This is a genomic window from Paenibacillus macquariensis (assembly GCF_900156375.1).
Taxonomy (GTDB): Bacteria; Bacillota; Bacilli; order Paenibacillales; family Paenibacillaceae; genus Paenibacillus_AQ; species Paenibacillus_AQ macquariensis.
This window is the reverse complement of the sequence record NZ_FTNK01000036.1, coordinates 1-23,657: the sequence shown is the minus strand read 5'-3', so window position 1 is coordinate 23,657 and position 23,657 is coordinate 1. Positions and strand designations below refer to the sequence as shown.

The 23,657-nt window shown below is 36.4% G+C and carries 22 protein-coding genes and 5 pseudogenes; 6 read left to right on the top strand and 21 right to left on the bottom strand.

What is annotated here, in order from left to right:
* Nucleotides 1–454 precede the first annotated feature (454 nt).
* The 13 genes and pseudogenes from BW961_RS28095 to BW961_RS28040 all read right to left on the bottom strand — a co-directional run bounded on the left by BW961_RS28095 (nucleotide 455) and on the right by BW961_RS28040 (nucleotide 11,955).
* A pseudogene (locus BW961_RS28095) lies at nucleotides 455–1,412 on the bottom strand (IS30 family transposase).
* 164 nt (nucleotides 1,413–1,576) lie between these two features.
* Nucleotides 1,577–2,272 (bottom strand): 4'-phosphopantetheinyl transferase family protein, encoded by a 696-nt coding sequence (locus BW961_RS28090; protein WP_082867291.1) that lies wholly within the window; start codon nucleotides 2,270–2,272, stop codon nucleotides 1,577–1,579.
* 134 nt (nucleotides 2,273–2,406) lie between these two features.
* Nucleotides 2,407–2,862, bottom strand: a complete 456-nt coding sequence (locus BW961_RS28085; protein WP_068579765.1) for a hypothetical protein — start codon at nucleotides 2,860–2,862, stop codon at nucleotides 2,407–2,409.
* A gap of 80 nt (nucleotides 2,863–2,942) precedes the next feature.
* On the bottom strand, nucleotides 2,943–3,071 hold the full coding sequence (locus tag BW961_RS31670) for a hypothetical protein (RefSeq protein WP_280175230.1): 129 nt from the start codon (nucleotides 3,069–3,071) through the stop codon (nucleotides 2,943–2,945).
* A gap of 429 nt (nucleotides 3,072–3,500) precedes the next feature.
* Entirely contained in the window at nucleotides 3,501–3,731 is a 231-nt protein-coding gene (locus tag BW961_RS28080; RefSeq protein WP_068579766.1) for a transposase, read from the bottom strand.
* A gap of 601 nt (nucleotides 3,732–4,332) precedes the next feature.
* Nucleotides 4,333–5,334, bottom strand: coding sequence for a hypothetical protein (locus tag BW961_RS28075; RefSeq protein WP_068579771.1), 1,002 nt, complete (start codon nucleotides 5,332–5,334; stop codon nucleotides 4,333–4,335).
* 203 nt (nucleotides 5,335–5,537) lie between these two features.
* A pseudogene (locus BW961_RS28070) lies at nucleotides 5,538–5,813 on the bottom strand (transposase); the annotation flags it as partial.
* Between the two features lie 62 nt (nucleotides 5,814–5,875).
* Nucleotides 5,876–6,988, bottom strand: coding sequence for an IS3 family transposase (locus BW961_RS28065; RefSeq protein WP_082867292.1), 1,113 nt, complete (start codon nucleotides 6,986–6,988; stop codon nucleotides 5,876–5,878).
* A gap of 60 nt (nucleotides 6,989–7,048) precedes the next feature.
* On the bottom strand, nucleotides 7,049–8,290 hold the full coding sequence (gene ltrA, locus BW961_RS28060) for a group II intron reverse transcriptase/maturase (protein WP_068579774.1): 1,242 nt from the start codon (nucleotides 8,288–8,290) through the stop codon (nucleotides 7,049–7,051).
* Between the two features lie 518 nt (nucleotides 8,291–8,808).
* A complete protein-coding gene (locus BW961_RS28055) occupies nucleotides 8,809–9,306 on the bottom strand; it encodes a transposase (RefSeq protein ID WP_068579779.1) in 498 nt (165 codons plus the stop codon).
* Between the two features lie 83 nt (nucleotides 9,307–9,389).
* On the bottom strand, nucleotides 9,390–9,704 hold the full coding sequence (locus BW961_RS28050; protein ID WP_068579781.1) for a hypothetical protein: 315 nt from the start codon (nucleotides 9,702–9,704) through the stop codon (nucleotides 9,390–9,392).
* Between the two features lie 232 nt (nucleotides 9,705–9,936).
* Complete coding sequence (locus BW961_RS28045) at nucleotides 9,937–10,536, bottom strand: tyrosine-type recombinase/integrase (RefSeq protein ID WP_068579783.1); 600 nt, start codon at nucleotides 10,534–10,536, stop codon at nucleotides 9,937–9,939.
* Nucleotides 10,537–11,742: 1,206 nt separating this feature from the next.
* The gene (locus tag BW961_RS28040; RefSeq protein WP_068579784.1) at nucleotides 11,743–11,955 is read right to left on the bottom strand and encodes a hypothetical protein; all 213 of its coding nucleotides are present in this window, start codon (nucleotides 11,953–11,955) and stop codon (nucleotides 11,743–11,745) included.
* Between the two features lie 234 nt (nucleotides 11,956–12,189).
* Between BW961_RS28040 and BW961_RS28035 the strand changes: the two are divergent.
* Nucleotides 12,190–12,552 (top strand): annotated as a pseudogene (locus BW961_RS28035) (transposase); the annotation flags it as partial.
* A 277-nt stretch (nucleotides 12,553–12,829) separates the two neighbouring features.
* Here BW961_RS28035 and BW961_RS28030 read toward each other — a convergent pair.
* From BW961_RS28030 to BW961_RS28020, 4 genes are all read right to left on the bottom strand, one after another.
* Nucleotides 12,830–13,252, bottom strand: a complete 423-nt coding sequence (locus BW961_RS28030) for a hypothetical protein (RefSeq protein WP_068579785.1) — start codon at nucleotides 13,250–13,252, stop codon at nucleotides 12,830–12,832.
* Between the two features lie 94 nt (nucleotides 13,253–13,346).
* Entirely contained in the window at nucleotides 13,347–13,520 is a 174-nt protein-coding gene (locus tag BW961_RS28025) for an excisionase family DNA-binding protein (protein WP_076577111.1), read from the bottom strand.
* A gap of 77 nt (nucleotides 13,521–13,597) precedes the next feature.
* Entirely contained in the window at nucleotides 13,598–13,741 is a 144-nt protein-coding gene (locus BW961_RS30795) for a hypothetical protein (RefSeq protein ID WP_156510087.1), read from the bottom strand.
* A gap of 59 nt (nucleotides 13,742–13,800) precedes the next feature.
* Complete coding sequence (locus BW961_RS28020; RefSeq protein WP_156510088.1) at nucleotides 13,801–14,688, bottom strand: hypothetical protein; 888 nt, start codon at nucleotides 14,686–14,688, stop codon at nucleotides 13,801–13,803.
* A gap of 609 nt (nucleotides 14,689–15,297) precedes the next feature.
* Between BW961_RS28020 and BW961_RS28015 the strand changes: the two genes are divergently transcribed.
* From BW961_RS28015 to BW961_RS32065, 4 genes and pseudogenes are all read left to right on the top strand, one after another.
* A complete protein-coding gene (locus BW961_RS28015) occupies nucleotides 15,298–16,638 on the top strand; it encodes a tyrosine-type recombinase/integrase (protein ID WP_169810246.1) in 1,341 nt (446 codons plus the stop codon).
* Nucleotides 16,625–17,719, top strand: coding sequence for a tyrosine-type recombinase/integrase (locus tag BW961_RS28010; RefSeq protein WP_068579790.1), 1,095 nt, complete (start codon nucleotides 16,625–16,627; stop codon nucleotides 17,717–17,719). The genes BW961_RS28015 and BW961_RS28010 overlap by 14 nt, the downstream gene beginning before the upstream one ends.
* 7 nt (nucleotides 17,720–17,726) lie before the next feature.
* Nucleotides 17,727–18,695, top strand: a complete 969-nt coding sequence (locus BW961_RS28005) for a tyrosine-type recombinase/integrase (protein ID WP_068579795.1) — start codon at nucleotides 17,727–17,729, stop codon at nucleotides 18,693–18,695.
* Between the two features lie 861 nt (nucleotides 18,696–19,556).
* Nucleotides 19,557–19,655 (top strand): annotated as a pseudogene (locus BW961_RS32065) (transposase); the annotation flags it as partial.
* A 438-nt stretch (nucleotides 19,656–20,093) separates the two neighbouring features.
* Here BW961_RS32065 and BW961_RS27990 read toward each other — a convergent pair.
* The 4 genes from BW961_RS27990 to BW961_RS27970 form a co-directional block, all read right to left on the bottom strand.
* Complete coding sequence (locus tag BW961_RS27990; RefSeq protein ID WP_068579797.1) at nucleotides 20,094–20,699, bottom strand: M23 family metallopeptidase; 606 nt, start codon at nucleotides 20,697–20,699, stop codon at nucleotides 20,094–20,096.
* Nucleotides 20,696–21,103 (bottom strand): phage holin family protein, encoded by a 408-nt coding sequence (locus BW961_RS27985; protein WP_068579799.1) that lies wholly within the window; start codon nucleotides 21,101–21,103, stop codon nucleotides 20,696–20,698. The genes BW961_RS27990 and BW961_RS27985 overlap by 4 nt, the downstream gene beginning before the upstream one ends.
* Before the next feature lie 242 nt (nucleotides 21,104–21,345).
* Nucleotides 21,346–21,990, bottom strand: a complete 645-nt coding sequence (locus BW961_RS27975; protein ID WP_068579801.1) for a hypothetical protein — start codon at nucleotides 21,988–21,990, stop codon at nucleotides 21,346–21,348.
* 23 nt (nucleotides 21,991–22,013) lie between these two features.
* Nucleotides 22,014–22,964, bottom strand: a complete 951-nt coding sequence (locus BW961_RS27970; RefSeq protein WP_068579803.1) for a hypothetical protein — start codon at nucleotides 22,962–22,964, stop codon at nucleotides 22,014–22,016.
* Between the two features lie 270 nt (nucleotides 22,965–23,234).
* On the opposite strand from BW961_RS27970, the pseudogene BW961_RS27965 reads away from it, so the two are divergent.
* Nucleotides 23,235–23,657 (top strand): annotated as a pseudogene (locus tag BW961_RS27965) (hypothetical protein); the annotation flags it as partial.

Genomic DNA, 23,657 nt, shown 5'->3' with positions numbered 1-23,657 from the left:
TGGTACTAAACACTTCGAGATTTGGGGAGGTACTCCTTTTTTCATGTTCTAAAAACTTAAGGACAGTAAGGCTTTGGAATTATGAAATTGATTCAGATAATAAATCATTTACAAAGAATTAAGCACTCTACATGTATTAAACCTAAATTTTGAAAGGTATGTTCATTGTATATTTAAAAAGATCATATCGTTTGTCAAGAAACTTGCATAGCAAATTGCATTCAAAAAGCGCGCCAAGTACAAGTAACTTTGCTCTTAAACGATATATATCCATTCTCGATTACCGACTCAACTTCTCATCGACTACGAATCTTCATAATACCGATTTGTTTTCTGGACCATGCTTTAACTTAAAAACAGATTACATTCATACTTTTAATCGATTATGTGGATCACTTCGTCCAGCTTTTTAACTTTATGCCTGTTACCATCCTTTTATATTCAAGACAGATTGTCAAGCCAAGTACGACAGGGCTTCCATGAATGATTCGTGAGCAGTCTTCCAACCCAAACATTTCCTTGGCCGGTTATTAATGAGATTGAGTGCTGCTGCCAGTCCATCATCAGTCACCTCAGCGAAGTCTTTGCCTTTAGGAAAGAACTCTCGAAGGAGGCCATTTCCATTCTCATTGGAACCACGTTGCCAGGATGAATAGGGATCAGCAAAATAGACATCGATGTTGTGAGTGAACTCTAAAGAGGCAAAACAGGCAAACTCTTTTCCACGATCCGTGGTTGCGGTTTGGAAAGTGCCCTGAGGATACTGAGATGCAGCAACGCCAAAGGCAATTTCCATAGAAAGTGCTGTTCAGTCAGGCATTTTAATGGTCGTATATAGTCGTGTCTTTCGCTCAATCAAGGTTGCAACACATGCCTTGCTCTTTCCACGACTGGAGACAACGGTGTCGAGTTCCCAGTGTCCAAATGTCTCGCGGGCCCGGATTTCCTTAGGTCGCTGTTTAATCGATTTACCCACGAGAAAGCGTCCTCGTGTTTCTAACGGTTTACGGCGTTTTCCTTTGTGCCGAAGCATGCTTATCTTTGCACGCGCTAAGCGTCCATCGTATAGCCAACGGTAGATTGTTTTGAAAGAGACCATTGCGTTCCCAGCCGTCCTATAGCGCTGTGAGATCTGTTCAGGAGACCATGTCTGCTGCAGCTTCTCCTCGACTTCTTGGGCTAGTTCATTTGTCCATTTCCCTACGGGTATAAAGCATTCACGTCGATTCTGATAGGTTCGTTGAGAGACTTCCGCCTCATAGATGCCCTGCACGTGGTTTCGGTTAATCTCCCTTGCTACAGTGGAATGGTGCCACCCGATCTCTTTGGCGATGGCACGAGCAGTCCACCCTTGTCGGTTGAGGATGTCTAGCTGACTTCGTTCGATTATGCATAAGTTGAGTGTAGCTCATGGTCTGATTCTCCTTGTGTGAATGGTGTTGTGGTAACTTCATTCTACACGAATCAGCCATGGGCCATCTTTTATTCTCTTAGCAGCTGTCGCACTTCATTTTACAATCCGTCTCAACAAAAATTACGTTCAAAAAGTGTGAGCTTTCTCGGATAACAACTATGATTATTCGTTTAACAATACTAAGGAATCCTGTATCAATTGCTCAAAACTTCCAATGCTAATTTCCTCTGGAAAATTACCTCCATAAGCGCAGACAGAAAGCTTGTACTGATCATCCACATGATATTGCTTAAAATATCGGATTTCACTGGTGTGACGGTTCTCAAATCCAATATCTTCACCATTGACCGTGAAAGAGATTAAATGTAAAGGAATCGAAAGACCTAGGCCGATATTCTTGATATAGCTTTCTTTCAGCGTCCATAAATCATAAAAGTGATCCAACTTTTCTTCTTCTGGTATACTAATGAGATGCACCCATTCGTTATATGAAAAAAAACGCTTAGCAATTTCTAAATCAATTGGCTTTATTTCTTCAATGTCAATTCCTATTGGAGTTTCGTCAATAGCGCATACAACCCATATACCAGAATGGGATAGATTAAAATCAAAGTCAAATTCGATAAGATATGGTTTTCCGTTATTACTGTTTCCAAAATGAATATTCCGATTTTTCAAATGTGTTTTCTTAGCTATGGTTACTCGAATTAAAAGTTCCGCAGCGAGAGAACGATAATAATCTTCCTTTTTTTTGAACCGTTTTAATTTCTGATTTACTTCCTTCGGAACAAGAGACATGAGAGCTGATAGGGTATGTTCGTCAGGAAGACCAATCAGATTCACTGCAAAAATTTCCATTTTTTTGTGATTCTCCCTCAAAAATAAATGTTTTCTTCTCTTTTTCTCTATATTTCTTGAGTCTTCAACTCTGATCTACAAAACACTCAAAGATAGAAAAAAACCCTTTGTTTTGCAGATCGTCTTTTAACCGATCAAAGAATATTTCTTTGCAGGTTTCTTAACACGCAAGCGGCAGGGACAACTGCTCCACTTGTATTTCTTGCAATTTCTCGATGGTTTCTACATGATTCGGGGGCAGAACCGTTTCCCGTACATGCAATCATCCGCTCAATCAATCGAAACGCGTCTCGAAGGATAAACCATTTCTCAACGCGTTTGGTGGTACGCACGGGCACCTTCTTGTGCTTCATGACGGAAGTCAACTGATTCGACTCTTGCGCAAACGCCAGTTCTACCTGCTTACGGAAATTCAGCATGTACTCTTGCAGCACACTTCCTTGCGGTACAGGACCATTGGAAAATGGATTTTCCGCGAAGGAATAGCCAAATTGCTTCTCGCAAAGGTCTTGTAGCGGGCAGGCGGCGCATTGCTCATCATCCCCGCGAAACCAAGCGATGTATGTATCTTTATCGAATCCGTCGAACACAAGGGCATGACCTTGCTCGCACTCCGGTTTTCCTACAGACGAGCAGTGTTCGGGAATGATGGTGTTTTTCTTGATTTCCGTTACAACCGTACATCGTGCTTTAGGAGCGCTTCCTTCTGATCATCGGCATCGAAATAACCTAAATCCGCCACCAGATGGTCGACCTTCAGCCCTTCAATTTTCTTCATCATTTCAATGAGCGGCAACATGACTTGGTATCATTGGGCAGAATGATCGAGAACAAGACGATCGGGCCCTTCGGGCTGGGACAGACAAAGGAGTGCTTTCGATAACCGATGAGAAACTTATTCTGGTTCGCCTTTTTCGCTGCACGCCACAGGTAGCATCTGGATCGGAAAACGTCTTCTCACAAGCACACTTGCTCTGATCCAGGCAAGAGCAGCGCTTATGCTTGTATCCGTTGACGTTGGCCCAGATCGGCCTAGAATCGATGCCCGTCAGTGTCGGGAGTAGAAAGTCCTTCAGTTTCAACGCCTATGCAATAAGGTCGAAAAGAATCGCATAAAACAATTCGGCACTGACTTTGGTACAGAAGTTGCTTAGACAGCTGTGAACCGGTACCTTATCGATGTTCGGGACGCCGATAAAGTTACGCCATGCATGAATTTTCGGTTCTTTTAATTGCCTCTCCAGCTCCCGAAATGAGGATATCTCTCCGGTTGTGTGAAGTACAGATAATGCATCCGAAAGCAGACTCTTGGATCAATGGGAGGGCGCCCGCCATCCATGTAGAGCGGAGCAATCTTCTCCAACACAATGGAATCATCGACATGGTTGATGTAATCTATGAGTTCCGCGTCAAAGCCGAGTGTGTTATAATAGTGGTAGGGTAGCAGTTCAAGCTGCATGAAAATGCACCTCGCGAATGGTTAAATTGGTGGTAGTAGCACTTCCATTTTACCATATTTTTCACAGGTGCATTTTTGTTCTTCATCTGATTTCAGGGGCTTTTTGAACAGGCTCTAATAGAACTAATTTGAACTTCTCCATTTGCATAATACGGCATTTCAGAAATACAATACAAATTAATCGTCTTACGTTAGAGGGCAAATTCCTTTCCAACTTGTACTTTAGCTTTTATCTGCAATCCTTAAGCAGCAATATTAACGGTCAATGAGAATTACAACATGAAAAACAGCTATCCACAGTTTAAATTATGTTGCTATTATGCATTCGATGTTTGAGGTACCGGCTCTCTTCTTGTTAAAAAACACTCTCCTAAAACCATCTTTCCCATTCATTTTAACAATGGCCCCATAGCTTGCTGTTCCGTCTAACACATTTTTACCTACAAAGATTATTTTAGTTAGAATTTTTCAAATTTCACTATACTTTACCTCTGTTTTTATAACCATTTTATCCACCTTTAGTTTACAAATTCCCCTATTTTTTGTTAAGCAGTCCAATGCTACCTTTGAGCTTAAGTTCTCGGAGTTAAAAAATATTGGGTCATTTGAATTTATTTAAACAATCTAATAATTTCGTCAAAATAGCTCTCTCTTTTTCAGAGACATCATTAATTATTTTTATGATCTTTACAACCTCGTTCGGATTATTCGTTAGGAAAAATTTCATTTGCAAGTTTTTTGCAATATTACATTGATTTTTTATGTTTTGTAGACCTTTAATAATATAATCACTGTCATATCCATTAATTAAATAGCCGTTGTTAACTAAAAAATTTATTCTAGTAATCATACTTTCCTTATGTTCACATAGAAAGTGTAATGATCGAATATCAAAAGGTGCTTTTTTCTTTATAAGTAGTTCAAAGTAATTTTCTAAACACCTATAGGTTTCTATTCCAAACACATGGTCTGGTTGATACTGCCTTTCATCTAATTGTCTAAGATTTTCTGATGTATCTTTTGAACATAAATAATCATTTAAAAGAACTATGATATTTTCAATGTTAAAGCCATATGTAAAATCCCCCTTTAAAGCAAATGGTATTATATAATTATCGCTATTACTAAAAAGGGATCTTTCAAAGTTTTCAAACCTAACTCTTTGAGTTCTGTAATTGCTAGAATCATCATATCCAATTGTTACATAAGTTTTTTCCTTCTGATTATATCCATAAATAAGTAAGTCATGAATATTACTAAACTTTTGATAACTTGTTCTGTTAGGGATATAATACTCATCTACAATGGACAATATATAAAAGCCCCGATCTATATAACTTTTAATAATAATGTTTAAGTCAAGCTCTAATTCATTAATTGTTTCATTAGAAAGCCTTTCGAATTTAAACCATGGATTAGTTTCATACCGTATATACGGTTCATAAAATTGAACCACTGGTTCTAATGGATTACAGAACAACTGAATGAAGTGGCTGTTTAACCAATGTGAAAAATCTGGTGAGGTGCAAATAACTGATAATTGGTAGGCAAAAAATTGATACCCTCGAATTGGTGGGTTTGAAATCGTTAATATTTTCTCCAAAACTCTACACCCCTTTGACGGCCAATATAGATCGCAATAAAACCGAACTATTAGATGGGACGCCTGTTCGTTAAAAATTAGTAGATACAATAATTTTATTGCATAAAACTGTTTTTGCTACCTAATTGAATCAATTTCATAAATCGTTCTCTCACTAAATCAGATTAACAGAATATTTACGCCAGCATTTTTAAAATTAAGAGCTACGCAGTTAATTTATTCGCTTTATTACTTTGATTCAAGCGGTCAACGGTAAGTTTACAAACGTTGTACGTCAGACAAGCTAGTTCAAAATCGACTTTGGCCAATGCTCCGCGATGACGAATGTTGTTCAGTTGAAAGTATTCCTTCAAATAAGCATTCACACGTTCTACAGCCGTTCTCTTTTTATATTGTTCATAGTAACTATCACTCCCTCGAGCAGGGACGGTGTATCTCCTTGGATGATCTTCGACTTTTTTCTTGAATACCTTCTGGCATTGTCCATCGTTAAAGGCGGTAGTTGTCAAACAAGTTGTCGCGAATCTAGAATATGTATAAATTAAGAATTTCGTTTGTTTCCGGTTAATGCCTGACTTATTCTTTCAGGGTTAAGCCATACTTCTTCGTTTAGCGACCAATCTCGAATTTCTCTGGACCATCTTTCAGGATGTAATCGTTTTGCATCCTCATATATTTTTATCCGTTGTTCAAATACTTGATCAGATGATCCATCGTGTCTTTGATTTGGGGTTAGGAAATTAAGCCCACTGTGTCTGTGTTCTTTATTGTACCATTGCACAAAAGTCAGTACCCATGTCCTTGCATCTGTTAGATCCGTGAATCCCTTGGCTGGATAGTTAGGTCGATACTTACAGGTTCTAAAGATGGATTCTGCGTAGGGATTGTCATTACTCACTCTCGGACGACTTCTTGAAGGCGTGATACCTAGAAGGTAAAGAGTTTCTAGTAGCGAGGATCCTTTCATGGGACTGCCATTGTCTGAGTGCAGCACAAGCGGCTGTTGCGAAGACATTCGCTTTTCTGATAATGTGCCTCGTTCGACTAGTAAACTAGCATTCTCAGCAGATTCTTCAAGCCACACATCCCATGCAATAATCTTACGACTAAACAAATCCAAGATGAGGTATAGATAGAAATAGATGCCTTTAGCTGGTCCAGGAAGCCATGTGATATCCCACATCCACACTTGATTGGGGCCTGTCGCACTATGTGTAGAGATAGGCTTAGAACTCGGCTTCTTACTTCTTCCACGATGGTGCTGCATGTCTGCATCTTTTAAGACTCGATAGATGGTAGATTCTGATGCTATATAAATACCTTCGTCAGCAAGTCGCGGAACGATTTGACTAGGTGGAAGACTCTTGAATTCTGGTTGATTGACCGTCTGGACGATCGTTTCTCTTTCTTCTTTGCTCAGCTTGTTCTTGGGCGTTGGTCGTTCTACCAAAGGGCGCTGATCTTCACAGGGTGTGAGGTCACTTCCCCAACGCTGTAAGGTCCTTTGGCTAATCCCTAGTTCTTTACATGCCAGCGGTTCTCTTGCTCCACTAACGACTGCTTCTTTGATCAGAATTATAGCTTTATTGCGATCTGAGGCGCAGATTAATCGTCCTCGTTGTCCCCCCAGTCGAGTAGGCCTAGGGAGTTTCACTCTAAGCCTCTCTCGGAACCGTACGTGACACTCTCATGTCATACGGCTCTTATTATCCAGTCATTTGGGTACTATACCAACCTTCCAATGTTCGAATAAATCAGGATACTTATTGGAAATATATCGTAAGTTAAGAAATGAGCGCTTTGTTTTAGATTTATATTTGAGAAATTTTCTTCTGACCCACCACATTAAATGCAGGTTTATATGCTGAAGTACTTTGGCTAGTTCTATTTTTCCATATCTACCATAGTAATTTAACCAGCCTCTAATGGCTGAATTATATTTCTCAGCTAGACTTTGAAGAGATTTCTCCGTCTGGTGTAACAAATACCAACTTTTAATAGTTTCTCTAATATGCCTTTTAGCATCTTTGCTTATCGCAGGAATAAAGCTCGTGAAGGACTTTCTGTTTCTCGCCTTGGCTTTCCTCGGTCTGAAACTGTACCCCAAGAAGGTGAATTGTATATTTTTATGATTCTCTTTTCTGTTACTATCTTTACAATATACAATTACCGTCTTATCCGGATGGATTTCCAATTCACATTCTTTCATTCTCTCCGTAAGACAACTATAAATATGCTCAGCTTGAGATTTCGAGTAACAATGTATGATTCCATCATCCGCATACCTACACCAAGGATTTGTAGGGAATTTCCTTGTAATCCACGTGTCAAAGGCATAGTGTAGAAAGATGTTCGCAAGAAGGGGACTAATTACCCCACCCTGAGGCGTTCCTTTTGTTCTTGGAATTACATTCCCCTCTTTATCTACCATTGCTGCCGTCAGCCATCGCTTAATATATAGCACTTCCCACTTATTTTGGGTGTGTCTACGAACTGCCTTCATTAGAAGTTGATGATTAATGTTGTCAAAGAGTCCTTTGATATCGAATTCAAGCACCCAATTATATTTCCAGCATCTTTGCCTCGTTATGTCTATGGCATCGTGTGCTGATTTGTTGGGACGGTATCCGTAAGAATCTGATAGAAAATATGGTTCTACATGTGGCTCCAGCGAATTTCTCACTACCATTTGAGCGACTCTATCCGCTATGGTAGGAATACCCAGAACACGTATTCCACCACTTTTCTTAGGAATTTCCACTGCCTTTACTGGTTGTGGAAGGTAACTACCCGATACCATTCTGTTCCATATCTTATATAGGTTGTTTCCTAGATCTTTGTCAAACTCTTCTAAGGATATATTGTCGATGCCCGCTGAGCCTTTGTTTGCTTTTACTACCTTGTACGCCTCATACACTTCTCTTTTAGTAATGTTGAATGACTTTGCCTTTTCCATCTAGATCCTCCCAATATGAATGGTTGTCCAAATTTATTAAGCAGGATAATACAGTTCCTTCGCTCCTTTTCCATTACAGAAAATTCATCACTACTACAAACTATTCCGCCCCTATATTTCGCATCGGTACTTTCACCCTCGTAAGTTCTTTACTTGTGGCTTTTCCTTTTACATCGAAATCGTAGGTTCTCAAGTTCCATCTAAAAGCCTGAGTTATGTTCTTGCCATCTTTATTCCGGCTACCATCTAGACAGTAAACAGGATTCCTTCTAGATTTATCCCAAAATTGCGATCCTTCTTGGTTTTGATAGCTTCTGAAGCATTTCGAAACGTCATCGATGGTTCACTTTCGTTCAACTCCATAACTCTCATCTGACGAAATCTTATGTTTCGCCTTTTCCTTAACGCTCAATACCATTGCTTTTGACAACAGCACCTTAAGGTGATTTGAAACCTCTACCTGTATAGTCGATTTCATGGGGCCTACCCTCATCTTCTAGATAGCATAAGACAACTTCCTACATTGCCTTTTCTTGACACACGATCGCTCGGGCCTTTTTTCTGAGCACGAGAAGAGCAGCTGTTTCAGCCAGAGCTGCTTCCTTTCGGCGAAGCTCTTGACTCAGTTTCTTGATTTGACGGTCTTTCTCGCGATTATTCTTCTGTAGCTGATGGGCTTGCTCTGCAACACCGTCGTTGGCTTGCATACAGGCATCACGCCAGGCTTGAATCTGCTCGACATACAGACCTTTATGACGACAATATTCTGCTAATTCTATTTCACTAAGTGTAGCAGTCTCAATAACAATGGAGAACTTGTCCTGCGTACTCCAACGTTCGGAATCTGTCTCTCCACCAGGAACAGCCATTCCTTTAGATTTAGCATTCTTTTTCCAATTGTATAATGTAGCTTCTGTAAGCCCTGTTTCCCTTGCTATTGCATTTACCGATTCATTCTTCGGTGGCATCATTCTTTTAACGATTGAGTATTTAAATTCTTCGCTAAACCTTGCCATAGTTTTACTCCTCCTCTAGAACTTCTATACTAACTCTACTAATTCTAGAGGTCTATGACAACTAGCCTAACACAGGGGGCTAATTAAAATCTATCTTTCATTTCTAGTTCTATATATTGATCTATAATAGTGTGTTTTATATCAGTTCCATTATCAGTCCAACATATGAACCATTCTTCTTTTCTACTGCGCTCAGACATCTTCTCCATATAAAAATCCCATACCACTGATTGATCGTCTTCTCTTAAATATTTTTCTAAATAGTCAGCTCTAAATAACAAATTACTTTCATATCCCATATCCATATACTGAGCATCAAAGGCAACTAAATTATCCTCACTATCTTTCCAAATTCCCTCAGAAATTTGAAATAACATAAAAAACTTTGCATTTGGCAAAAGATAACTACAAGAAGTTCTTTCACCAGAAGCAAGATTGATATTTGTGCCAAAACATCGACGATTACGATGGCATGTGCCTAAAGTAAATTAATGATGTTTTGACACGCAGAAACAAGACTCTTTGAATCGTGCCGAAAAGTATGCTTTAATGCACAAAAAAAGCAACTCAGAAATATTGAGTTGCTCTCCTTAATAATCAGAAATTCATCCTTTGAGTGGTATATCAATTTCAATTTGTATAATCTAAATGAACATTATCGAATTGTATCTTTTGATAAAAGAAATCAATAATCTCCTCGTTTATTTTTCTTTGGTTCTTATCACTAAAATCAATATATTTACTCGTTAAATCTGTTGGATACACAGATGGTTTTATCAATAACGGAATATTAAACGCACTTTCCCTAAATAATAATTCTTTATTTAGTTTATATAAATCATTAAAGTGAAAGTAATTTAATTTATACTTTTCAAGAATATTGTATAACTGTTTTTTCGTCCATCCATTGGTTAATCGCGATTTATTAATTGTCGTAAAAATAGGATCCGTATCCTCATGTTCTTCTTCCCCTTTGAAGCTAACAAATTCCCTTAGTATACTTTCTGGAATAATCTTTATTATAGTATCCTTTTCCTTATGAGTGTACGTAACGGACTTTCTTTCGATGTTTACATCATTCCATGAAAGACTAAATATCTCTTTAGCACGAAGACCAACAAAAAAACTGAATAGCATAGCCACATAAAGTGTTTTATTTTCGGCTTTAATATAAGGCATAGCCTTTATTACTATTTCACCATTAATAGGATACCCAGATGAAATTTTCATTATAGTCAGTCACCCCAATCTATTTTTATAATACTATCATTTCTAAAATAGAAGATTATTAAACCTTCTAACACTCATGAATATCTATACTCTCGATTCATATATAAATAATGTTTAATTGATTACAAGAGAAGCTGTCTATTTTAATGTTGATAATTCAGATTCTTTGTATCTTCATGACAATTATATGTGTGCTAATTTTCTTTTTATGATATTTCGATAAGTGGGAATATATCTTTCTAAAGTTTCAATTTTCCATTCCAATTGTTCTTATATTCAATTTTATGTACAATAGTGGACAGCGGTGTTATGTGGATGAGCTGCTCATCCACTTCAGGCATAGTAAGTAGCTTAAACAATTACTATAGAATGACCAGCTGACAATGATTTGCCAAGGTTTCATTTTTTTTATAAGTTTTCTGAGTGTGGAATCCGATATACAATATAATTATTTTGCAGTTATCGTTTAATGGGGGCGGATGAAAAATGATTTTCGAGATAACTAAAACAATGGAACAGAAAATTGATGAATGGGATAAATGTAAAGCAATCGATGCGACAGGAGCTAAATTCGCATATACATTCATTCCAACCGGAATAGGATTAGTCATTAAGGTTAAATGTGATTGTTGTTGTAGAGTATTAGATATTACTGAATGGTGATATATGTTCAGTTTATTGCCTAGGCACTTTAGGATAACAACATATGTACTGTGCTTAAGAAATAAGCTTTGACCCGAAAGATCGACACTTTGAAAAAAGTCACCTCTCTTGGGTCATTTTTTTATAATCAATGTACAAGAACGGTTGGGGATTACTACGGGTAAAAGTTAGTCTACAGTGAATTACGATTTAGTGAAACTCAGATTCGTCAGATTGCGAGAACCGCTAATGTATTGCATTTTTCAGAACGTTCTATTGCTTACCATCAGCATTCAAGTTAGCAGCTGTAAAGGCCTATCAGGAGGGGAAGACACCAATGGAAATTTTTGTAGCAGAAGAGTTCAACATACTAATCCTCCCATAATTTCAATTATACATGATATTTGTATATCCTCTTATCAGTCAACATGGATTCTTCTTCGTATTAATTAATAAAAAAATCCAGATCCCTGAGGAAATTGAATTGTTTATTTTATGAACCTGTCATACTCTTGTGCATACATACTACTTACAATTACTAGATTGTGTGTTTTCCTCCTACCTTCATGCTTGATTCCGTATATATCCTACTTTGAACATGCAATTAATTTTCAAATAGTTTCCACCATTCATACGAATAGTATTTTCTGTCTGGCGTTCGATTACGCCGGTCTCTAAATGCCTGCCATCTGTTTGATAGACCTCGATTGGTATGGCAAATAATATGGCATTGTCAAAATCTATTGGATTTTTTAGGATATCATCTCGTTTGAACATATCAAAACCTCCTACAATTATTTTATTGCGATTGGATTTCACTTTCGAATTGACTAAACAATTCATTCGCCACAAACTCTAATTTGCCCTTCTAAATATTCCTACATCGTCAACAGACAAATCATATTGTTCATTCACGTGCTTCATTCCTAGCTCGAAACCATTAAACGAAATCAGGCCGATACTAGCAAGTTCTAAAAATAGTCTCTGCGGGGCAGAGGTCTGTGAGGACTTTCTGTCTATCGATCCGACGATGAACAAGCTGGTAAGGCAGCTCTAGCAACCTTCTGTGAGAAGTGGAACACCGCGTATCCTAAGGTTGTTGAATCCCTACGAGAAACCCCCTATATCTTTACGTTTTACAGTTTTCCTAAGCCGATATGGAGAAGCATTTATTCGACGAATTTAATCGAAACGTTTAACAAACAGATTAAGAAATATACGAATCGTAAAGAGCAATTCCCCCATGAAGAAGCACTAGAAAAATTCATGGTTTCACAGTTTGAAAGCTATAACCAACGCTTTGCTACACGTTGTCACATTGGTTTTGATCAAGCTCGCTCAGAACTGCTGGCTATGTTCACTACCAAAGTCTAACCCTAGTTCTACAAGACAAGGTTATTTTCATTTACACATAATTCTTGACGCTGCCAGTATACTCCAGAGTTAACAGTAAAATCAGACCTGGTTTAACAAATAATTGGGTATTAAATGTGCCAAACTCATTATTCATCAAAAATTTGGAGATTAATAGTGATTAAAAATACCCAGTCAACCTCAAACTGGTCGGCGGGGTATTTTTATTGGATAAATCATAAGTTATAATTGGTAAACTCTATATTGATCCGTGGATACTCCTCCTGTAGACTGAGCGCTAGCAAGTGGTTGATTTGTTATTAAGAGCACCGTGGGCTTCATATCCCAGTATTCGATCTCCGTCCTCATCAATGAACGCCACTTTCTGATAATTTTTGCGATTTCGAAAAATTTGACGGAGTAACTCTAACGAAAAGTTACGGTCAAGACTCGATCCATTTCGCCCAATAGAGAATCCATTTGTGTCCATCCCCCTCCATTTTTCATCGCCTGTCATGATTACATAGCTCTTGTATGAGTTGTTTACTCTATTTAATCGGATCAATACACGACGATCGGCCGCATTCGCTGCCAACTCACTACTTATTAAGTAGAGCTTTACAAACCCATCGGATATCGATGCCCCCAATGTAAGATTTACATCCGGAACGTTTTTATTTGCTGGCCGACCTATTAAATTGAAAGGTATTCCGGTTGTCATCCTTCATATTCCTTTGCTCCTTATTCATTTTTTCTACATAAGATCTCACTCATCATTACTCCATTTACCTAGGATTTCTGATTATGAGTTATTTTCAATTCAAAGAAGAAGTACCCTTTAACCAATCCTCAATTGTTTCTTTGTGAAATAAAATTCTTCGTCTAACCCTAACGTGAGGAATCTGATTTTCACGTACCATCATATAAATTGAATCCGTTGACACAGCAAGCATTTCAGAGAGTTCAATAACCGATAAGACAATCTTCATTTATAGTCTCCATTCTGTAGGATATTCCTTAACAGAAAAAACAGCAGCAAAAGTACTACGTGTAGTAATGATTTGATCTATGAAATTTCGTTTTGCTTATCCTGATTTGATTCGTCAGTTTTAATTCTTTCCTCCTCAAGCTCTATCCACTTTTCAATTAGTTCAAGTACCTTTTGTTTGTGTTCCTCAAAAGATAATTTCTGACTTTTACTCTCAGACAAATAAAAAACCTCCTGATTGTTTTTATCAAGAGGTTTTACAATAACTTTAACCAGAATAATTAAAACCCATGTGGTGGTTTATTAAAAAAATAAACCGAAGTCAATAAACTAATTTCAGTAATATGTTCCAATAATTTCTTGGGATCATTTTTGTAGGTACCTATGAAACATATTTTTGTACTATACCCTCGTAATATTGTTGGGGAGTAGTAATATGCCATTGGCTTTGTTGAGGATATACTTTGAATAATTCTTTTAAACTGAACTTGGCCCGTTGGTGCAAGAATTCGGATCTCATATAAGTCTCTTTGGTAATGTACATTGATATATATTTTATTGTTTTCGTATATAACTACGAAAGGATAAATCAATTTCTTGTAAGATATATTTTCCCTTAGTTTTTTTAAAGCATCTTGACAACCACTTATTAATACTTCATCCAATTCATTTAACTTAATTAATTTCACATTTAATGCACTATATTCCCAAAATTCATCAACAACATTTTTGGAATTATTTTCATCCAAAAAGTATATGGGGGGAATCTCCGTCATAATTGAAATCATAAATCTGTATGGTATCTCACTCATCGACACGACATCTGTATCTGTATCTGTATCTGAATCTGAATCTCCATATTTAAATATTCTACTTAACATCCCTCCACTATTAGACCCCCCAAGTGTCGGAAAACTCTCTATGATATCTTTATTTGTCAAACCACAAATCAGTTTACCTATTCTAATACGGTTGGGAACATCCAAAAATAGGACTACCTCATCGAGCTTCTTGGGATTATTAAAGAAGAATTTCTTTTTCACTTCATCCTTTACTTCTTTAGAATCCACGATATAAATGCATAATCTTTCATTACTATCTCCTTTGCTAAGCGGCAAAGGGTTTATAAACCGTTCGACTATATTTTCAAATCTATTATATTCAGACATCGTCATTTTCATCACCAACTTAATTATCAATAAATTCAATCTTAATATCTTCCAAAAACCATCTCGTGGTTCAAAAGAATATCAAATCATGTTAATAGACTCCTTAAGTAAATCAAATAGATTAAATAAACCACTAATTGGTTTTTAGCATTATTTAATATCAAATATGGCTAAAATAGGGTCAGTTCGGCCTACATCCCTCCGTATATGTAGTCACCAGAACCTGGGTGCTTGCAGGAATTATTGTTATCAGTACGTTGTACATTAAATGAATTTTTATCACAAAAAAAGGCGAACACTTTATGTTTCGCCTTAAAGACAAAACAAAGTGTTCACCTTTAAAAAATAAGGTGAACATAAATGTATTTTTTTTACATTTTTAATCAATCCAGTATTATCACACTGAACCAATGATTATGTAATATACGTCACAAATAAACCCTTGAATAGGTATTTTGAAAATTTGCTCGATAAATGAGCCATTGAATAAATAGAATGTTCCCTAGCGCCTGCCGGAGAATAGAGGGGGGGGGATTAATATAGTATATGATGATTATATCATATGTCTATTCGAATAAATACTGGAAATACTATATTAGAGGTGATTATATGATAACGAATTTAAAAGAAACTCAAAGCTTAAATCTAAATAAAAAACACTATAAAGAATTTCATCAAGAAGTAACTTCATATCTAGAGCACTTAATTAAGCAAAATAAATCTGTATATGTGGCCTCTACCATTCGAATATTTTTAAGTCATATTTCTAAGAATCACTTCAATAATATTCCAATAAATAAAATAGAGTCTAATGACATCTTGCCGATTTATATTGAACAATATAGAGAGTTATTGTATAAGAAAACCAAAAAAAGTACTGTTAACTTGTTAATGGGACGTATCAGAAATTGGTTAAAATTTTTAAAGAAAAATGAACTTGCTAATGCTACTTATTACAATGCTGAGAAAAATCAAAACATAAGAAATCTTAAATACCCTAATGTAATTTTTGAATTTGAAAGATATATAGAGACATTTAAAAATTATACTCAGCCCGAAACTTATAGAAAGCATGTTCAATTGTTTTATTCTTATCTACGTGACACTTTTTCTGAAGATCTGATTGGGCCTGATTCATATATAAAAATATCCCAAATAGGATTAAGGCACATTAATGATTTTGAAGATTCACTTAGTAGAAAAGTTGCAAGTAAAAAAATAAAAAGAGGTTACATGTATACCATCCTTAAGTCAATACGTTTGTTCTTTAATTATTTAAAGAAAAGAAAGCTAAGTGATATTAAATACTATCCACCTAAAAGATTACAAACTAATGCTAACAGGTCCAATGAATATGTCGAAGTACACGAAGTTAAAGAAATGATTAAGCACACTTTCAATCCCAAACCAGGGATGGAACATTTTTCTTATCGCAATTTAGCCATCTTACTTTTAATTTTTAGTACTGGTTGTAGACCCATTGAAATTAGTAATTTGAAAATCAGCGACCTTTGGATAACTGAATCCTCCGTTAGTTTAGTATCGAAAAAATCAAAAATGAGGAAATTAAAAATTCCAAGAGAAGTAATGGGATATATAGAAAAATATCTTGATTATAGAGATTGTTTTCATCCATCGGATGATTCTTTATTTCAAAAAAAATCCGGTCTCTGTATAACCTCAAGAAATATATATACTATCTTTCGCAAATCTAACTTTGCTGCCTTTAAAAAAATGATTGGTTCTCCGAAATCATTTAGACACACTTATATTACTAACGCTCTCGAAGCGGTTAATGATATTAAAAAAGTTGCTGAATCCGTTGGTCATAAAAATTTATCATCAACCGAATCTTATCGATATAAAACAGATGATCGACTTGTAGCTAATACATTGGACATTGATCCTATTATGAAGTATACGGAGGATATTCATTATGAGTTCGATTAGAAAAGACCTTGACTTAAAAGCAATGTGTGATGAATTAAATATCTCCTTTGAATTTTTAAAAATATGTAGCGAAAATAAAGAGTATATTACTAAGCAATTATTAACAAGTAGATCAAAGAAAACACTATTAGAGGTCATTGATGAGTATTACTCACAAATAGGTCTTTGGGTTGATGAAGAAGAAATGAATCAAAGAAATGCCGATAATTACAAAGTTTTCCTGAGGTCTTTCAAAAACTATATCCTTAATAATGATTCAGATATACTGATTACTAATATGAGCCTTTCCTTATTTAGAAGCTATCTTCGAACCTGTAAACCAATCAAAGGCACTACTGTTACTAATGGAACTTACAATACCTATCTCAACTATATCAGAAGTTTAATGTACTTTGCATACGAGTCAAATTATCTTTTTGACGATAATGCAGATAAGAAAATAAACAAGAAATTTAGACGAAAAAAAAATCCGAGATTGCCCAAATATGTTCCAGATCCTGTAGTAAGTCAGGTTCTAAAAGCAAGTTTGAAAAGTAATCATCCTTACAGGAATCATAGTATTATCATTACTCTTATGGGTACTGGAGCCAGAGTAAGTGAACTTGTTAATATTAAATATTCTGATATAAATTTTGAAAAGAACTACTTAAAACTAACAGGTAAAGGGAATAAAACAAGAACTGTCACTTTATACCCACTTGTGAAACAGGTATTGCTTTCATATGCTAACTTTATGAAGATTGATGTTCACTCTACCAACAAAATTTTTAATAGTACTTATGCTAATAAGACTACTGATTTACGAAAAGAAGCGGTACAGGCAATGGTAAGCCGTATTTTCAAAAAACTAGGTATGGATAACGAATATTCTACTCACAGCTTCAGACATTCATTTGCCGTTAATTGCTTGAAAAGTGGGATGAAAATTGAGTTGATTGCTGAATTATTAGGTCATGAAAATATCGAAACTACTCTAATCTATACTAAGCTATTAAATGAAGATTTAATGCAAGAAGTTCAAAAGTACCCTTTACCCTTAGAAAAAATTCTATTCACTTTGTTTAATATAAACGAGGAATAAGAGAAGTATGAAAAATATAATATGTGAGATTGATGATTTTATTGCTAATATCAATGTAGAATTAAAAACAAAAAAGCGTTATAGAAAATCTTTAATGAATTTCGCGGAGTTTTTATCCAAGAAAATAAACACCATACCAGAAAGTGTTTTTTTAGATAAAATATTCTGTATTCCATTCGACGAATTAGAAGAACAATATTTTTATTTACAAATAAATACTGAAATTATTGACGAATACTTTGAGTTATTAGTTAGTGGAAGTTATTCAAATCTTTTGATAACTAAAATAACTCTAAATCAATTATTTGATTATTTAGAACTAACTTACAATCAATTTGAAAATATAATAAGAGATATTGATTTTGACTTACGAAAGCATAAACCTCTCAGATCACATGGTCGTACATTCAATCGCCATGAAATATTAAAGCTACTTTGGAGTATAACAAAACATAGCGATAATTTACTACGTGATATGTTATTATTCGTTACCCTTTGTTGCACTGGATGTAGGATAAATGAAATTCTAACACTTACTGGTAAAAAGGTATTATATGATCAGAATATGTTCTATCTTGAACATACAAAAAACAAAGAAGAAAAATATATAGTTACACGTTTAGGAATAACGAAAGTGTTTAAAGTATATTGCGAGCGAAATAATATAGGACCTAATGACTACATTTTCACAGAAAACTCTAAACCCCTAACGCAAAGAAGGGTTAATAAACTCTTAGATAAATATTTATCGGCGGTCAACATCCCAAAAGCTACAGTTCATACCACGAGAAGGACCTTTGCAACTATTCTTTACGAAAGTGGTGTAGATCTAAGTATTATACAACAGCTACTAAACCATCTATATTTAGATTCCACAAAATCGTACATCGAACCCCACTACACACGGAATCACGGATTAATAATACCTTTGTATGATGAAGTATATTCAAATTTAAAAAAACTAATTGGCCACTAATTTCCTAGTAACCTCTTTGCTATCTCCATGAAAGCATCAGTCATTAATATCAATCCAAAAAACATATAGTTACACCTAAAATCGCCCAGCTGAATAATCTGTAACAGACATGGCACATAGCTCATTTATTATCAAAGTCTGATCAAATTATATATTGGATATAATTTGATATAATTTGATATAATTTGATATATACAATACCATTTTGGGGGATCATACGATGATTTATGAAGAAATATGCAAGCTACACTTTCAACTTCTCAAAATATATGAGAAGAATGAAACAAATCCAACTCCTTATCAAACCGAAATTAATAACTTTAACCGACAACTTAACCTTTTTAGTGAGGATATAGTTCAACGGATTTTCGTTTTAAATCAAATAATTAAAATTTATGAGAGGATGTCAGGGAATCAAAAATAAAATGGTGTTCTGATAGGTACTTTTAAAAAATCTACCCTGAATAGTTAAAATTCAATTTTAAGTAAAATTTGATAAACGAACACAGCATTATTCATTCGACTTAGCTTATTGCTCACGAATAACACATTAGGAGCGCTAACCACAAATTAAATATATCCACTTACATAAGCAGCCCCAATGAAATCATTATTGGGGCTTTTAATAGTCTAGATTGCTGTAAACTCCGTTTCCAACAACTACTGCTTAGCGCCTTCGCCAGCACTTCGCTCACCTGCGGAGTCATCTCCTCGTCAACAACAAAAATGAGATTTTTTACTCGCCCTCAAACTCATCGACCATCTTATGTGGCTTTCTTTCGGTTGCCTCTAAACGACGGAGGCCTTCCTCATGTTCAATGGCGCTATAATCATTTGAGGATAACCCCATTTCATGATGAGGTCGAACGTTTAGATTCTATTCCTGGTATAGCTACTCGAATGGCAGAACAGATCCTAGCGGAAATCGGGACGGATATTAAGAAGCAGTTTCCGAGCGCTAGGCGTTATCAAGATTCAGGTTTCATGCCTCGTTATTATTCTGGTACGGAAAATTTTCCTTACCTAAACAAAAATACCCCGCCAACCAATTACGGTTAGAGGGGTATTTTACCGATGTTTTCGGATTGCATAACGATGCTTCCGTATATTTTAGGACTAATATAATACATTTGGGACAATCTGTAAATAGGCACCTTATGCTGCTCAGGAAAAGTTTCCTAACCCAAATAAAAAACGGCACCACACTAAGGCCCCGCCAGTGATTATCCTGCGGGGCCTTACCTTATACGTTTAAGAGGTACCTTTATATTAGAGGATGAGCCTTAAAGGGAGATTATATTGAGGTTAGAACTAAATAAAATAAGCCCCCCCCCGAAGTCAGTAGGGATTAAATGGTGTTCGCAACCAAATTACTAAAAACCTGTGATTTTGAAACCACTATCCATTTTGTTTAGGCTGTCCTGAAGCCACCCGCAATTCATCAGCCAAGCGACCAATCTCTTGTTTATCTGCCGGGGTCTTAGCTGCCCCCCATGCTGGCTTCAGATACGTATCAATGATCGCATTTGCGTCTTTCTTGTCCACCTTTACCAACTCCCCTTTTGAATAATAATCTTGCAAATACTTTGTAGGCTCCACAACTCCGGCCTCTGTTGCCGTATAACCATAGGAGGGTGAGCAAGCCTTGCGAACCTCGTAATGTAAATGCGCACCAGACGATTTACCGGTATTACCTTGCTTTCCTACCACTTGATCCTTATCTATTTTTTGACCCCCCTTAACTGATATAGAAGATAGGTGAGCATACACATGTAGATATCCTTTATCATCTCTGATGGCGACCAGATTACCGTAATTCCCAAATCCTGAACCAGTAGCTCCCATCTTAGCGTGTAATACTTCCCCAGCAACAAATGCCTTAATGTTACCATTAGAAGGAGAAATAACGAGGTCTACACCCCGATGAAACCTCATTACTTTATCTACTGGATGCATACGCATGCCGAATGGACTTGTTAACCTGAAATTTTCAAATGGATTCATGATTGTTCGCCGCCTTTCTTTTTGAAAATAGCTATGATCTCCCTGATCCAGCTAGGCAATGGTAGTCCAAGCCGCCCATAGTTTTCTGTTACAGATATAAGCTCATTAGCAAGGTAAAAATAAATAGATCCAATCATGATCACATCGGTGCCCATCAAGACATCTAGCCTGTGTGCCAATATGACAACTAACAGCATAAGTCCCTTTTTAGCTATACCCCAAAATCCAACATTACTACTAAGGCCCTTACCTTCTTTTAATGAAGCAAAAATTCCGGTCACATAATCGATCACAATCGCTAGTAAGAAAAATGATATCAATTCCGACCACCCACCTAATAGATAAGTTCCTGCCGATCCTGCAAGTGCTATACCCCACTTTAATGCCAAATCCAATCTTTCCATTTCATTTCCCCCTGTTCAAAATAAATAGCCCCCAGATCGGCTCCTGGGGGCAAAACAAAAACACGCCCGAGTGGACGTGTCGTATATGTGATTATTGCACTAAATGTTTTTTTGTGTTGCTCCCGTTTACGTTCTGCCGTGATACTTGCATAAATCTGAGTTGTCGCAGGGTTCTCGTGTCCTAGAAGCTCCTGGACTGCAACTAATTCTGCGCCATTATTTTATGTCAATGTCGCGAGATGTCACTTTTCAGATTCATTGCTATTTAGATATGTGATACCTTTTGCTGAGGCATTCGTGGAGAATATCTGGTAAAGGTTATACACAAAACATTTAATCTCCACAAAAGCGTTAAGTATGAACGTAAAATATATAGACATGACTAATGAATAAATTACGTTGTTTACTGTCAAAGAAAAAAAAGAAATATGCCAATCAAGGCTGACATTCCTCAAGAAAACAATGGTTAAGAAGTTTATGATGATGATAAATATATACAGTATCGAAAAAGCTAAAAAGAAGTAGTTGTATTCCTGGAATTTACTTTTTTCATTTTCGTTGACTTTGAGCATCGTAATCAAAGTATCACCATTAGCAAGCGCTTGAAATATAGCGTATCCTGTTACAGCTAAGCCCAACACAGGCAATGATATTGTGTTCACCGTTTCAATAAGATTCATCGTGCGTTCTATAGCGTTCGTGTACGCGCGACTGAAATAAAATAGGTAAATAACCACTGACAAGAAAAGTGCTGCGGTTATAAATAACTTCCGTCTTTTTGAAGGCATGATAGATCGTAAGGATTTTAATATCAGCTTATCTGGATCAGTATCTGACAAAAGCCCATGTATTGATTGTCTAATGGTATCCTTGTCATCGCGTGTCACCTTAACCACCTACCTATTCCTTTTCATGATTTAAAGTTATTATACATTTGCTCAAGACGAGAGAATAATCTCTCATACAACTTTCCGTTTTCGTCACTAGTGATCACATAATCCTGCTGGTTAATCACTTTTCCGGATATCGTGTTCAAGTTTTCTTGGAAATCACCAATATCATCTAATTCTATGGAAGATGTCTGGCTAAAATTACTCTCAGTCAATGTACGCTTTGAGTTATTCTTATACACAACTTGAATGGACGGTTTTATCAAGCCTTTTGTTTCTTCCAATAGCCTTCCTACCCCTTCATGGTTCGTCGGGGTATTGATCTGTGTGTTTCCAGTCTTACTGCCCGTTTCTTCAAGCATCTCTCTTAAATGGTTGAAAGTAGCGCTTGTAGAGATGTCTAAGTTAAGAGGATAAAACCGCAACGTTAACTTTTCAATCTTTTTTACTTTTTTCAATTCCTCAACTATTTTTCCGGAAAACGGTATGGAAACTATGTTCAACATTGGCATAGGGAGTTTATCATCGTTCTCATTTAATTTGTCTTTATTTACCTCTTTAACATACCGTGTCAAAAGTTTTTCGGATACTGTCTCTAGATCTTTCACTGTCGGGCTGCCTTTTTGGTTTTTCACCAATGCCATGCGGTGATTTTGTAAATTAATCATAAAATATGAATACGGATCAGAAGGATACTCAAACGAGGTTTGCTGTAGCTTTCCCTCTGAATCGTATCTGGATTTCACTTGTAATACTGTACTTTTGACCAATAATCCGCATAATACAAAAATCCCATTTTTCATCGTCAACGTAACATTTTCAAAAGTATATGGGTTTCGGTCATACTTCACACCATCTGCATTCTTGAAAGCCGGATAGATGATATCCTCAAAATAGTTTAACATCGGTTCATCATCTTTTCCGAACGTTAAGTTAAAATTAGCGATGATCATGGTCTTATTCTCTAACATGGGTACACTCTCCCTTATATTTACATAGCACAATACTTTCTACACAAACCGGGAAAATCCTGCATTTATATAGGAATAATAACAAATTGCGCAGGCATAGGTAGTGAATGAATTTCATTTTATCAATTTACTTTCCTTGCTGCACAGTATCATCCAGATGCGAAGAAAAAAAGCCAACAATTTTTCTCATGAACAGCCGATATATGAAGTAGCCTATCCGAATAAGGCATCGAAAATGATATAACCAGGCAGTTGCGAGAGGAGAAACTTATGAAGTTAGTATTTGAATCAGGAAAAGGCCAATTTCGTTTTGGAGTATTAGTTGTATGTTCTATGCTGATGCTGATCCTTGCCATATCATGGCCGGCAAGCACACAAGCCAAGAGCAATGTTGCGGCGGCTTCATTTAAATTGATAGCTGCGCCCCAGTCGTTATCTCTCGTCATTGGACAGGAAACCAATCTTCCGAAAGTAAACGCCTTATATAAGGACGGCAAAATCGAGGACGTGACTGGATCCATCACTTGGCAGTCCAGTTCGGATGCGTTGATTATCAGCGGCGACAAGGTGAGCGGCAAATATGGAGCCACAGCAAAGCTGAAAGGTTCATACAATAATCAGACGGTTACCGTTCCCGTTCAGATCCAAGAGGATTTCGTGAGATATGAAACGGAGCCATCTTCCGTCACGTTA

Bases quoted from the DNA above. Each gene is read 5' to 3' on its own strand.
- BW961_RS28090 (WP_082867291.1), bottom strand. From the start codon at position 2,272: ATGGAAATTTTTGCAGTGAATCTGATTGGTCTTCCTGACGAACATACC.
- BW961_RS31670 (WP_280175230.1), bottom strand. From the start codon at position 3,071: ATGTTGCCGCTCATTGAAATGATGAAGAAAATTGAAGGGCTGAAGGTC.
- BW961_RS28080 (WP_068579766.1), bottom strand. From the start codon at position 3,731: ATGCAGCTTGAACTGCTACCCTACCACTATTATAACACACTCGGCTTT.
- ltrA (WP_068579774.1), bottom strand. From the start codon at position 8,290: ATGGAAAAGGCAAAGTCATTCAACATTACTAAAAGAGAAGTGTATGAG.
- BW961_RS28055 (WP_068579779.1), bottom strand. From the start codon at position 9,306: ATGGCAAGGTTTAGCGAAGAATTTAAATACTCAATCGTTAAAAGAATG.
- BW961_RS28045 (WP_068579783.1), bottom strand. From the start codon at position 10,536: ATGAAAATTTCATCTGGGTATCCTATTAATGGTGAAATAGTAATAAAG.
- BW961_RS28040 (WP_068579784.1), bottom strand. From the start codon at position 11,955: ATGTTCAAACGAGATGATATCCTAAAAAATCCAATAGATTTTGACAAT.
- BW961_RS28030 (WP_068579785.1), bottom strand. From the start codon at position 13,252: ATGACAACCGGAATACCTTTCAATTTAATAGGTCGGCCAGCAAATAAA.
- BW961_RS28025 (WP_076577111.1), bottom strand. From the start codon at position 13,520: ATGAAGATTGTCTTATCGGTTATTGAACTCTCTGAAATGCTTGCTGTG.
- BW961_RS28020 (WP_156510088.1), bottom strand. From the start codon at position 14,688: ATGTCTGAATATAATAGATTTGAAAATATAGTCGAACGGTTTATAAAC.
- BW961_RS28015 (WP_169810246.1), top strand. From the start codon at position 15,298: ATGATAACGAATTTAAAAGAAACTCAAAGCTTAAATCTAAATAAAAAA.
- BW961_RS28010 (WP_068579790.1), top strand. From the start codon at position 16,625: ATGAGTTCGATTAGAAAAGACCTTGACTTAAAAGCAATGTGTGATGAA.
- BW961_RS28005 (WP_068579795.1), top strand. From the start codon at position 17,727: ATGAAAAATATAATATGTGAGATTGATGATTTTATTGCTAATATCAAT.
- BW961_RS27990 (WP_068579797.1), bottom strand. From the start codon at position 20,699: ATGAATCCATTTGAAAATTTCAGGTTAACAAGTCCATTCGGCATGCGT.
- BW961_RS27985 (WP_068579799.1), bottom strand. From the start codon at position 21,103: ATGGAAAGATTGGATTTGGCATTAAAGTGGGGTATAGCACTTGCAGGA.
- BW961_RS27970 (WP_068579803.1), bottom strand. From the start codon at position 22,964: ATGTTAGAGAATAAGACCATGATCATCGCTAATTTTAACTTAACGTTC.